This window comes from Faecousia intestinalis, assembly GCF_040096185.1.
Classification (GTDB): domain Bacteria; phylum Bacillota; class Clostridia; order Oscillospirales; family Oscillospiraceae; genus JAZOXB01.
In genome coordinates, this window is the sequence record NZ_JBBMFF010000060.1 from 1 (window position 1) to 13555 (window position 13555).

Here is a 13555-nt window from a genome sequence, read left to right on the forward strand (position 1 = left end):
TAGTTCTTGACCAGTTCCTTCTGCGTGTCGGTCAGGGCGTCATAGGCGGCGCGGGCAGCCTTGATCGCGTCGCCGCTCTCAAGCGTGACCTCGCCGATGGCGTCGATCAGGTCATCCACAGCCTTTGCGGCAGCGGCGTCGACCAGGGCGGTGTAAGCTTCCTCTGCCGCAGTCAGCTTCTCGTAGTTGTCGACAAGCACCTTCTTGGCCTCGGGCAGCTTGTCATAGGCGGTGCGGGCAGCGTCGATGGCGTCGCCGCTGTCGAGCGTTACCTCGCCGATGGCGTCGATGAGCTCCTTGACCGCAACGACAGCGGGGTCGTCCGGGGCCTTGAGCACGTGGATCGTCAGCATGGCCTTCGTGGCGGTGCCTTCGACCTCGCCCTCGAAGTTCACGTCGCCGACATTGGCCAGCTCGGCAGCCGTGATGGCGGGCCAGGTGACCTTGACGGTCTGGTTGTCGAACGCGCCGTTGTTGTAGCCGACCTTCACGGTCTTCGGCAGCGCCGGGACGATACCCTGCGTCGTCGTGACCTCAACGGGCTCGACGCTCGTGATGGTGGCCTTGTCCATGTCGCTGCGGACATAGATCGTGCAGGTGGTCATCTTGCCGGTGGAGTTGTTCACGCCGCGGAGCTTGACCTCGCCGTCGGTGGCGATCATGTCAGCCGTCAGGGTCTCCCAGGTAACGGGGACGCTGATGAGCGCGCCGTCGGAGGTGACTGCCGTGACGTTGGAGGGCAGCGTGGGCATGACGCCGGGCTTCGTGGCGAGGAAGACCTCGTTCAGGGAAGCGACGTCAACGGAGGAATAGACCTTGAAACGGTAGATGCCGTTTGCTTGCGCGCCGGAACGGACGGTCACATACAGGCGCAGGCGGGTGGTGGTAACGCGGTCGAATTCAATGCGGTTGTACTTGTTCTTTGCAATGCTGCTCTCGAACGGGGTGGTGATGTTGACATCCTGCCAGGTACCGCTGGCATCGAGGTACTGCATGCGCAGCTTGGACGGGACCTGCGTTCCGCCGCCGTCGTCATACCAATAGATGTCCGCGCCGCCGACGGTCACGGCCTCATCCCAGGTATAGCCGACATAGTGCTCGGAGCCGTCGCTCTGAGGCCAGTTGCCCCAGCCCTTGCCGGCGCCCACGTTGGAGCTGGTCGGCTCGAAGCTCGGGTTGTTGATGCCGTTCAGGTTCTCCCAGCTGGAGGTGTAGTCACTTTCGACGGAAGCGGCGTCCGGAGCGACGTCCTCACCGAGGCCGCCCGCAGCGCCCTTCTTCAGGGTGACGGTCAGCTCGGCAGTCGCGCTCAGCTCGCCGTCACTGACGGTGAAGCGAACGGTGTACTCGCCTTCCACGGAGCCGGAGATGGTCGTGGTGGGCTTGTTGGCGCTGCTCAGGATAACCTCGGCGCCCTCCGGAGCGGAGACAAGCTTCCAGGCGTAGCTCATGTCCTTGTCGTAGGGCATGCCGTCGTCGGTGCAGGTCGCCTTCAGGGTAGTGTAGAGGTTGCCGGTCATGGAGGTGTCTTCCGCGAGCTTGACGGACGGAGCCGTGTTCTGCGCGGGATGATCGCGGTCGCCGCCCTCGTTGAAGAGCTGGATCTCGGTCACGGCAGTGAAGCCCTTGTCCTTGTTGGTGAAGGTGAAGCGGAACTGATCCGTCTCGACCGGTGCGAAGTACACGGCGTTGTAGTTCGCGCGCGGAGCGGACGGGGTGCGGGTCTGCTGCCGGACGGACTGCCAGGCCTCGCCGTCCCAGTACTCGACTGCGAACTTGGAGGGCTCGGAGTAGCCGTTCGTCTGGCGGTCGTTGTAGAAGTACAGCGTCGCCATGTCCACGGTCTGCTTGGAGGAGAGCTTCAGCGTCAGGCTGTCGCGCTCATTCACGCTGCCGTAGTTGCCCCAGAACGGCATATCGACGGTCGTGCCGTCCACAACAGCCTGCGGATCGGGCACAGTCTCGTTGACTGCCTTGGAGGTGGTGTCGCTGCCGTCGGCGCGGTGCTTTTCTGCCCAAGACGCGGCGCGGGCCTTGTCCGGGGTGAAGGTGGCGGTGACCTCCGCGCCCTCGGCGAGGTTCGTCATGCCGTGCACGCCGGACTTCTCCAGCATGTTGAGGACCTTCTCCTCGGTGATGGCGGTGTTCATCGCGGTGGGGATGGCAGCGCCGCCGTTATTGGTGACGATCTCGACAGCGCCGTCGGGGAAGGAGATTTCCTTCGTGGCGGAGTCATAGACGACATGGGCCAGATCCTTCAGGGTGAAGGCCAGCGTGCCGTCGATGTACAGGGAGTAGCCCTCGGGGCACTCGTTGTACCAGGTCTTGCCGTCGTCCGGCTTATCCCACACGACCGTCAGGTCATGACCATGATAGCGGACGTTGTTGACCATGAAGTGGTCATAGGAGAAGTCGATCGGGCTCAGCTCGATCTTCTCATCGGCACGCGGCTGGATACCGGCCATGTCCTCGATGAAGAGGTAGGTGTAGTTGCCGAGGATGTTGTGGTAGATCCAGGAACGATAGTAGTTCTCATAGGTTCTGCCGTCGATGTTGTGGAACTCGTTGTTGTTCGGATAGCGGATGTCGCCTGCATCGGGGTAGACGTTCCATGCCATCCACTCGGCCATCATGGCGAGCATGTCGTCGGTGATGTAGGTCTGCTCCTTGTCATAGGTACGCAGAGCGGACTCATACAGACGGAGCTGCACGGTGAAGTTGATGTTCGAGAAGTTGTTCGAACCGCTGACCTCCTGGTTGTGGACCTGGTTGGCGGTGTAGAACGGGAAGATCGGGAACTCCTTGCCGTTGGAGAAGGCCTTGAGGGCTTCCTTGTACTTCGTGACGGAAGCGGCATCGTCGGGGACGAGGCCCACGGCAAAGTAGTTGTAGTTGTTGGACTCGGTGTACTTGACGAGGTTGGGCTGGTTAGCGTTATGCTGTGTGCCGGTCGGACGGACGGCATAGGTCTCGAACTTCTGGCACTCCTCGCACCACATGAGCTCGAGGACGTCGGCCTTGATCTTGTCGGCCAGATCGCGGTAATACTTGGCCTGCTCGGTGTTGCCCAGCTGCTCATAGAGCTTCGCGGCGGCGTCGGCAGCGGCCCAGACGTAGGCGTTTTCGCCGTGTGCCTTCCAGGTGCCGGTGCCGGGAGCATGCATGGAGATGGTATCGGCGTCGTTGCCGGTCATGTAGTTGTTGCGGTAAGCGATGAGGTCGCGGCCCTCGATGTGATTGCCGTAGTGGTCGAGCTGACCGGTGGCGTCATGGCCGAAGTAGTACGCGAGGTTCTCCGCGAGCTCCGCGCCGCCGCCGATGACGTTGAACGCCTCATAGCCGGCCTCAGCCAGATACTGACCATAGTGGTTGTTCCAGTTGTTGCGGTTGCCGGGGTTATCGAGGAAGGCGCTGCTCTGGGAGGAGTTGCCCGCAGACAGCAGCTGGCCATAGGCCAGATACGGAGAGCGGAGCCACTTCGTATCCTGCAGGTGCATCGGCTGCGTCAGGATAATCGCGTTGTTGTAGCCGAGGACGCCCTCGATGGTGACGGGGTACTGATAGTCATAGCCGGGGATGTTGGCATCGAGCGAGTTGAAGCGCTCCAGCCACCAGCGATAATCGATCGCCTTCTGGACGGCCTTCTTCGGCACGTCGATGTAGGGCAGGTTCTCCGCCCAGTAGAGGTTGTATTCCGCCTTCTGCGCGCGGACGGCCTCAAGGTTTCCGAGGCCTGCGAAGCGGAGGTACTGCTCGGTGGACTCCGGGATCTCTTCCGTCGTAAAGGCGATAACGACCTTCAGCTCCACACTGCCGCCCGCGGGGACGGTGACGTCGCGGGACAGCCAGCAATAGTCGTCGGACGAAGCAGCCTCGAAACCGTCGCCGGTCATGCGGGCATAGATGGTGGTAAGGCCTGCAGGGGAAGAGCAGGTGCCGGTCAGCTCTGTCTGCTCTGCACCATTGACCGTGACCTTGCCGGGCTCCGTCGCAAAGATGGAGTCCGCTGCCACCGTAATTGCCTGATCCTCTGCGGATTTGTTGGTCAGCGTCATCGTCGTGACGGCGACGTTCTCCTGATGGATGAACTTCACGACATCCAGCGTCAGGTTGCTGCCGACAGAGTAGGTGCTAGACCAGTTACTCGGCGCATTAACGCGCTTGCTGGTGTCTTCCTTCGTGGTCAGGCTGCCGTCGGCGTTCGAGAAGAGAACGCGGACCAGATCGCCCCGGCCAAGCGGCTGATGATAGGCGGTGTTGCCGCCGAAGCCGATGACGGACGGGCTGCTCGTGTACATATACAGCGCGCGGCCGCGGGTCAGGAAGGTGTTTCCGTCGGCGTTGCCGTTCGAACCGGCGTTGCCGTTGCAGACGCCCTCACGGGCGAGGATGCGGTCCATATAGAAGGAGTCGCCGCCATTGGCAAGATCCTGCTTATAGATCGCCATCATGATGTCCTTTTCGGAATAGGACACACCGAGCTTCGACAGGTCATAGACCTCGTCGAGAAGCTCTGTGTTCTTGAATGTGGGGTAGCCGATGTCCAGCGCTGCGAGGGCCTCTGCGGCGGATGCCTTCAGAACGCCAGCCGGGAGCAGCGAGAGTACAACAGCCAGCACAAGCAGTGCAGAAAGCAGCTGTTTCACATGCTTCATGGTTTATTGTTCCTCCCAAGTTCGATTTTCGAGCATATTGTTTGTCTGGGTCCAATTGCCAGGAAATGCTGGGGGGCTCCCCATGCGGCTTCGGCCGCATGGGGAGCAGGGGGAAAGATCAGGCGTTCAGGTACCGGGCAAGGATCACGGCGATCTGTGCACGGGTCGCGGTGTCCTGCGGGAGCAGCTTGCCGTCAGAGCCGTTGATGAGGCCTCTGGCGACCGCCCAGTTCATGGCCTCCAGCGCGTAGCCGGAGATGTCCTTTGCGTCGGGGAAGCTCGTGAGCTTGCCGTCCTCGGTGTTCTCCTCGTGCGCATAGCGGTAGAGGATGACGGCGATCTGCTCGCGGGTGATCGGATCGTTCGGGGCGAACGTCGTTTCGTTCACGCCCTTAACGATGCCGTTCTCGGCGGCCCAGACAATGGCCTTTGTGTACCACTGGCCGTCGGCGACATCCGCGAACGGGATGGCGGCGCTGGTCTCGGGCTCACCGGCGATGCGGTAGAGGATCGTGACGAGCTGGGCGCGCGTCAGGCTGCCTTCGACATCGAACGTGTCGGCGGCAACGCCGTTCATGTAGCCGTTTCTCACCATGAAGTCGATGCCGTCATGATACCAGACGTTCTCCTCGACATCCGTGAACGCTGCGCTCGGGCAGACGGCGTTGTTCAGGGCCTCGCGGGCGGCAGCCAGAGCGGCGTCGACCTCAGCGGGCGTCTTTGCGGCCTCGATGGCGGCAGCGGCGTCGGCAAGAGCCTTGTCATACGCTTCCTTCGCGTGGCCGGTCAGGCCCTCGCCGTTCTGCTGGAGCTGAGCCAGCTCGTAAGCGGCGGCATACTTGGCAGCGGCCAGAGCGGCCTCCTCGGCCTTTCTCTGGGCCTCTTCGGCGGCCTTGCGCTCAGCCTCGGCGCGCTCGGCCTCGGCCTGTGCCTTGGCGAGGTACTCGACGAGCTCGGCCTTGATGCGGACGATCTCTTCATAGGCCTCAGCCATCTTCTTTGCATACTCGGCAGCCTGCGCAGCGGATGCGGCGGCTTCCTTGTTGGACTGCTCGGCAGCCTGCATAGCCAGCTCCGCGGCGGACTTGGCGTCCTCGGCGGACTTGCGGGCATCCTCGGCGGCCTTCTGGGCAGCCTTGGCTTCCTCAGCGGCCTTCTCGGCGGCTTCGCGGTCCTCAGCGGTGGAGGCGGCGGCCTCCTCAGCCTTCTTCTGGGCCTCTTCGGCCTTCTTCTCAGCTTCCTCGGCAGCCTTCTCGGCATCCTCGGCAGCCTTCTGCGCCTTCTGGGCCTTCAGCATGGCCTCGGCGGCGTCGGCAGCAGACTTCGCAGCCGCTTCGGCGGAAGCAGCGGCCTTTCCGGCCTCCTCAGCGGACTTGGCAGCCTTCTCGGCGGCCTTTGCGGCAGCCTCGGCGGCCAGCGCGTTGTTCGCGGCAGCGGCGGCAGCAGCGTCCTCGGCAGCCTTCTGGGCAGCCTCGGCACCGGCCTGTGCTTCTTCGGCAGCAGCCTGGGCAGCCTCAGCCTTGGCCTGTGCCTCTTCGGCGGCAGCCTGCGCCTTCTTGGCAGCCTCGCTGTTTTCGCCGGAAGCCTGTGCGGCCTCCTCGGCGGCCTTCTGCGCAGCCTCGGCGGCAGCCTTCGCGGCCTCGGCCTTCTCCTGCGCAGCCTTGGCGTTCTCGAATGCCTTGCGGGCATCCTCGGCGGCCTTCTGCGCAGCCTCGACAGCCGTCAGCAGATCGGTGTAATCCTTCTCGGCCTTGACGAGCTTGTCGTAGTTGCTGACCTCGGGCTGCAGGCGCGTGGGCAGCGCGTCATAGGCAGCGCGCGCGGCCTCGATGGCGTCCTTGCTGTTCTCGTCAACTTCGCCGATCGCGTCGATCAGATCCTCGACTTCCTTCACAGCGGCGGCGTCAGCCAGCGCAGCGTAGGTCTCCTCGGCCTTGGTCAGGGTCTCATAGTTCGGAACGAGCTTCTTCTGCTCGTCGGTCAGCTTGTCATACGCAGCGCGGGCAGCCTCGATGGCGTCCTTGCTGTCGAGCGTGACTTCGCCGATGGCATCAATGCGGGCGATGACGACCTTCACCGCAGTCAGGATGCCGTCGGACTTCGCCAGCTTGCCATAGACCTTCCACTCCATGATGCCGACACCGTTATAGTCGTTGGCCTGCTTGTTCAGCTTCACACGGAGGGCGGTGGTGGTAAAGGGATCAAACGTGGTCTTGTTGAACTTGTCCATCTCGCGGCCGAGACCCTCGGCGTTGGGGACGGACTTCCAGTTGCCTTCCGCATCGAGGTACTCGAATTCCACGGACTTCGGCACAAGGATGCCGCCGCTGGTGTACTCGCCCTCCGTGCCGTCGTACCACAGGTACAGGTCGGTGGAATCGATGATCACGTCTGCAGCCCAGGTGTAGGTAACGGTCTCATAAGCAGAGGTGTTGCCCCAGGTGCCGTAGCGCGGCTTGGAAGGATCATAGGAATTGGAACGGACGATGCCGTCGTTCACGGCGGACACGGACTCCCAGCTGGAGCAGAAGCTCGTGGTAACGGAAGCGGAGTAGGCGAGGTTGCCGTCCGCGCTTTCGAGACCGGCGATGGTCTCATTCAGCTCCGCCGCTGCGGCATCAACCTGCTCCTGCGTGGCGGCCGTATCGCTCAGAACGGCCTGTGCCTTCGCAATGGCCAGATCCAGCAGATACTTGCTGCCTTCGACAAAGAGGTTCGTGTTGATGCCCTTCGCAGTTGCGATGGCGTTCTTCAGTGCGGAGCGATCGACGAACTCACCGTAGCCGTAGACCTTCCACTCGATAACGCCGATACCCAGCGTCTTCGGGTTCATGGTCATGCGGAGCTTCGTGGTGGTGATGGGATCAAAGCTCGTGGTGTTGTACTGGTTGAGCGTAACACCAAGGCCGCTGACGTTCGGGACCTCGTGCCACTGACCGTCCTCTGCCAGATACTCCAGCTTCGCATCCTTCGGCGCAAAGTTGCCGTCGGTGAAGTAGTAGGCATCCGCGCCGTCGATGGTGACGGGCACATCCCAGGTGTACATGACCCATGCTGCGTCGCCATGCGCGCCCTGCCAGTTGTGCCAGACACCGTGGCTCGTATCATGGGAGCTGCTCGGGTCGAAGCCGTCGTTCAGGCCGGCAACGCCGCCGAGATCGGACGGAGTGTTGATGATGGCGGTCGGAGTTGCGAACAGAGCAACGTTCTTGCGGTCGCCCTTCACGACGATGACCTTGACGGCCACGCGGGTCGTCTGGGTACGGAGCGTGCCGTAGGCCTCGAACTCACCGGCCTGTGCATACTTGTCTTCGGAGATCTCGTCCCAATCGACTGCGCCGCCGGAGTAGGTGCCGTCGTCACGGACAGCGACCACGCCGTTCGGCAGCGTCGGGGCGACGCCGACCTGCGTGATGACGGTCTTCACGCGCTGGATGCCGTCGGCAGCATCCGTCATGGTGACGGTGACTTCCGTGGAGGAGGTCTTGTCCTCGTCGGTGACAGTCAGGCGGACAACATACTCGCCGCCCTTGTCGACGCGGAGCTTGGCTTCCTTCTCGTTCGGATTGCCGATCATGGCATTGCCGCCCTCGGGCTGACTGACCAGCTCCCAGCGGAAGCGCGGGACGCCCTGATACAGCGGGTCGACCGTGGCTTCGGCCTTGAGATCGGCAACGGTCGGATTGCCGACAACGGGCGTGCCGGTCGCGGAATCGATCGTCGGGGCCAGACGCTCGGGCGCTTCGCCGACAACGAGAGTCTTTTCGACCTTCGTGGACTTCTCACCGTCGCTGACGGTCAGGGAGATGACATACTCGCCCGCCTCGCTGACGTTGAACTGCGTTGTCGGAGCGGCGTCGCTGCTCAGGAACGCGCTTGCGCCCTCGCCTGCGAGGCTCTCAAAGGCCCACAGATAGGTCAGGCTGTCGCCGGGATAGCCGTCGTCGGAGGCAACGGCCGTCAGGGTGTAGGTCACGATGGCCTGCAGATTGTCGCTGGAGACCTTAATAGCGGCCTGCGGAGCGGCATTCTCGCCGTTCGGATCGGCCGTGATGGTCACGACATTGGTCTCACCGGCGGGCATGGTGATGGTCGCGTTGGCCTCATTGTTCTTCACATAGACCTGGCTGACCTTTTCGCCGTTGACGTTGATGGCATAGAAGCCGTCCTTCAGGCCGGCGCCGCTCAGAGCGATGTGGGAAACATGGCTTGCAGCGGTGTAGCCCTTGACGTTCAGCTCGATGGAGCTGCCGTCCATAGCGAACTTTGCGCTGGTGATGGTGTCCTGCGTCGTTTCGACGTAGATCTTCTGGTCGAGGATGTTGACGCGCTTGCCGAAGCCGTCCGTCGGGACAACCGTGTAGGAGGTCTCGTCTGCGGTAACGTTCGCGCCGTAGCCATACAGGCCGAAGATCGGATCGTTCACAACGTCTGCGCTGATGCGCAGCAGGGAGCCGTACAGGCCCTCGTCGCTTTCGCCGGAGAAGTCCTGCCAGCCGTTGTTCATGACGCGGGTTCCGCCGTCGTTGACGTTCATCGCGCCGTAGCCGCCCTTATACATGTTGTAGCGCCAGGAAACGTTGCCGACGTACTTGTCGGAGATCTGGCCCATGTTGATGGCGTTGAAGTTGGAGATCTTGGCCGCGTAGTTCACGCGGGCAGCCCATGCGGTGGTATCGCCGTCCTCGAGCTCCTCGTAGCGCATCCAATCGTCCATGATGGAGCCTGCAAGGGAGGCGGTGTACTGGAAGTTCCACCAGCTCTCGCCGCCGATGAAGACCGGGTCGGCGTACTGGTACCAGGTGGGCTGGATGCCGCGCATCGCGCGGGTCTTGTGGTTGGCCATGCTCATGGCACTGTAGGCGTTCTTGGCGGCGTCGCTGTCCGGCCAGTACTTCGTCAGGGCCTGGATGGCGGCGAAGGCGCCCTCTTCACCGGTGTTGTCGTAGGCAAACTCGGAGCCGTACGGATAGGTGGCGTTGATGCAATTGTTCGCCTTGTACCATGCAAACCGCTCCTGCAGGTTAAAGGCCTCCTCGTCCATACCCTCGGCATAGAGCGCCTCGATCATGTCGGGGATCTGCTGCTCGCCGTAGAAGCCGATGGCGCCGGTGCCGACGCGGTTGGAGTAGATGCCGTATGCCTTCTCCAGATACCACGCTGCAGGCTTACGGTACTCAATGAGGTCCGGATAAGCCTTGACGATGCGGTACATGTTGAAGAAGCCGGTGGCCTCCATCACTTCGGAGAACGTACGGGTGTACGGGCCGCTGGAGGTGCTGTAAGCGCCGGAAGCGGACAGGTAGTTCGCAACGATGAAGTTATCCTGGGTGTTCTTCATGTAGGTGTTCCACATGAAGTCGATCAGGTAGGTCTCGATGGACTTGACCTGCTCGGCATCCGGGTTCAGATAGTTCTTCATGGCGATGAAGTTGATGTTGTCATGGCTCCAGTCATCGCCCCAGTGGTTGCGCTGGTTGGAATCTCTGCCGCTGGCAAAGTACCAGTCGCTGTAGATGCCGTAGGTCGCGCTGTCAGGGTTCTTGTCCTGCGTCTCATTGACCATGAAGTCGGCATGCGTGTCGGATGCCTGATCCAGCTCGGTCAGAACATTGAACTCGAACTGCGTGAACTTGCTGACCCATTCGTCGCCGACCTTCAGCTTGTACTCGACGCGAACGCTGTTGTTGCCGATGCAGCCGAAGTGCAGGTCGTAGATGTGGTGCTGCTCGCCGTCGACGGTCTTCGTCTCGACGAAGCTCACGGATTCCTCATAGCCCTCGTTGCCGTCATGCAGGCCGCGGCCGGTACGGCTGTTGTTGACCATACCGGAACGGTGCTCCGGCGTATGCGCTTCGTCGAACGGATCATTCTCGTGCACGCACTGGATGTCGACGGAGTCGACCTTGATGAGGCTGTCATCATAGTGCAGGTCGAGGCGCGTGTCCATATTCAGAGCCGTCTGGAAGCCCGGGACCGCGATGGCGTCGATGAGGCCGTTCTGATAGAGGATAGAGCGCATGTTCGTCTCGCGCTGCTCGATGGAGTCAGAGGCGTTGTTCGGGCTCTCGGCGCTCTCCTGCGGGGTGTTGTCGCCCGCGCGGACAGCGGAGAACTTGAACTGGTAGGTCTGGCTCTCACCCGGCTCGAGGATGAGGCTGGTCGCATCTTCAAAGTAGCTGCGGCCGGTCTTGTGGATATCCTTGGAGTGGATGTAGTAAACGCTCAGGCCCGGCTGCCATCCGCCGGAGTCGCCCGTCCAGTTGGAGAACGTGCTGCCGGTACGGTTGTCGCTGACGCCGTTGTTGCTGCCGATCCAGTTATCCACATACTCGATGCGGGCACCGGAGGTGGCGACCGGCGTGAAGAGGATGTAGTTGCCTTCGCCGCTGCAGCGGATCGCATAGGCATAGCCGCTGTCCGCGCCTGCAAAGGTATGGGCCGTGACGCGCTCGGAATAAACGCTGTTCTGGTTCGTGTACTTGTTGTTCCACGGCATCGGCAGGCCGACGTCGCCGAATTCCAGATACGCATCACTCTTGTTCTTCAGGGTGATGGTCCACAGCAGGGAGCCGTCCTCGGTATCCATATCATAGGTGGACTTCACATCGAAGCCCTTCATGGTACGGTCCGTCGTGGAGCTCAGGTCCTGACCGATGAAGTTGACCTCGACCTTCTTGTCGCTGACAACCGTCTTCTCGATATAGGGGTTATCGGAAGCGATGTTGGATGCGGTGGTCGAGCCGCCGGCTGCGAGGGTCTTGTTCGTGTCGACCTCGACGAAGCCGGTGTTGTCGGCGGGGAAGCTGCCGTCCGCGCTGGAGCGGACGGAGAAGATCATTTCGCCCATCCACTGATGCTGCACACCGTTCTGGGGACGGGTGTCATTGGGGAGGACGAAGTTGATCTCACGATTGCTTCGATTTCTGGGATTATTCACGATGTTGAGCGTAGAAATCTGTCCGAGATCACCGACAGAGATCTTCAGACTGTCATTTGCAATTTCGTTCGCTGCAGCCTTCGCCGTCACGCCGAGGCCCGGCAGGATGCCGGAGAACAGGGACGCGACCATGACGATGGTCAGCACGATCGAGATCACACGTCTGGGCAGGTGGTTCACTCTTTGCATGAAATGTTCTCTCCTTTCAGATTCTATAGTCCTTTCGAGTTCCGTCGAAAATGCTAAACGTTTAACATTTGCGGTGAAAAAATATCGCCCAACAGGGCAGGCTGGTATCCTGCGTGGATTCCGATCCAGGAATGACCCGTTCCAGCTTGTAACAGCTTTGTCAGCGCACGCTTTCCCTCCTTCCGCAGGCATTTTTGTACGATATTACCATACAAACCGCCTGATAAAGCCGAGCTGCCGGACAAACGGTGTGCGAAGCCTTGGCGCGGGCATTCCTTGCCCTGCACGCAATGACGAGAGAGCCTCGTTGCTGATGACATCTAGCAGGATACTTCGCCGCAGTCGGAAAACACTTCCCACTGCTAAACGTTTAACAAACTATGTTTGAACTATACCACGTTTGAATCCGCTTGTAAATCCGCAAAAATATTTTTGGAGCTTTCCATAAAATCGTACCGATTGATTTGTGCGAATTGCTGAATCAGCTTGCTGCAGAGGACATATTTCTCCCTCTACCTTCACAAAAAAACGGCCCGGTCTGCAGCAGAATACCGCAGTCCGGGTCGATATGGATATCTTATAACATGACTACAAATTCAGGCCGTTTCGTGTTCCGTAACAGGCTTTTCATGTTCCGCATCCGCACAGCGGCGCACGCAGGCGGCATACGTCAGCGGGAACGTGCCCTGCAGCACATGGTGCTGCACGACCTTCCAGCCGTGTCTGCGCAGGAACTGCAGAAACTCCGCAGGCGACCACTTCCAGCGCAGCGGGAACCCGGCACGGCGCATCAGCCAGAGGCGCAGCCTTGCAAGCCTGCCCTCCCCCGCATGCGTAAACGTCGGTACGATGAGCAGGCCGCCCGGTGCGAGCACGCGCGCAGCCTCATCGAGCGCCTTGTCTGGCTCCGGCAGCAGGTGAAGCACATTGGCGGCGATGACGACCTCGAAGCTGCCGTCGGCATAGGGCAGATAGCGCATGTCCTGAACAGAAAAGTGCAGCTTGCGGGAATGGGAATGGCTTCGTGCCACGTCGATCATCCCGGCAGAGGCATCCGTCGCCTCGATAGAGGCCGCCTCGTGCACGATCCCGTGCGCGATCACGCCCGTCCCTGTTGCCAGCTCCAGCACGGTGCGGTCACGGACGGCCGGACGGATCCACTCGAGCATCTGCGCATAGGCCTCCTGATCCGCGCGCACGAAGTGCGAATACCGCCGCGCATAGCGGTCCCAGAAGCTTTGTTTCTCCATGCGTCTCCCCTCTTTCAGTTAGTTATTTCTAACCAAAGTTTACTCCGCAGCGGGCAAAATGTCAAGCCCCATCTTGTGTTTTGTGGGAAAACAGTTCTGAGGAAGTGCAGCACCGCGCCTTCCTGCGGGGAGCGGACAGCCGGGCCCGGCGCTGCACTTGCGATACGAACGGGACGGCGTTAAAATGGTGCCGGCCACCGAATTGTCATTGCGAGGGCGCTTTGCGCCCGTGGCAATCTCGGGAAGGCACTGCCGTCCCGTACCGGCTGCCGATAAACGGTATGCACCGAAGTATGGAGTGTAGCGGCGCTCACTGCGCAAGACCGCCGGGCGAGAGAAGAATGTAGCGGCGCTCACTGAGCGCCTTGCAGACTGGCAAGTTATAGGGCGGCATCGCCGAACGCACACGCCTTGTAGGGGAGCGGACAGCCGGGCCCGGCACTGCACCTGCGAAATAAACAGGCTATCGTTAAAATGGTGAAAATCAAAGGTTTGTCATTGCGAGGAGGCCAAAGGCCGAC

The 13555-nt window shown here is 61.2% G+C and carries 3 protein-coding genes; all 3 read right to left on the reverse strand.

What is annotated here, in order from left to right:
• The coding region (locus tag WMO66_RS00805; RefSeq protein WP_349134506.1) for an Ig-like domain-containing protein at nt 1-4655 on the reverse strand (4655 nt) is incomplete at its 3' end.
• A gap of 118 nt (nt 4656-4773) precedes the next feature.
• The gene (locus WMO66_RS00810; protein ID WP_349134507.1) at nt 4774-11784 is read right to left on the reverse strand and encodes a DUF5695 domain-containing protein; all 7011 of its coding nucleotides are present in this window, start codon (nt 11782-11784) and stop codon (nt 4774-4776) included.
• Nucleotides 11785-12380: 596 nt separating this feature from the next.
• Nucleotides 12381-13034 carry a class I SAM-dependent methyltransferase gene (locus tag WMO66_RS00815; RefSeq protein ID WP_349134508.1) on the reverse strand — a complete coding sequence of 218 codons (654 nt, stop codon included), beginning with the start codon at nt 13032-13034 and terminating at the stop codon, nt 12381-12383.
• Nucleotides 13035-13555 lie beyond the last annotated feature (521 nt).

Excerpts from the sequence above, each read along its gene's own strand:
- WMO66_RS00810 (WP_349134507.1), bottom strand. The coding sequence starts at position 11,784 with ATGCAAAGAGTGAACCACCTGCCCAGACGTGTGATCTCGATCGTGCTG.
- WMO66_RS00815 (WP_349134508.1), bottom strand. The coding sequence starts at position 13,034 with ATGGAGAAACAAAGCTTCTGGGACCGCTATGCGCGGCGGTATTCGCAC.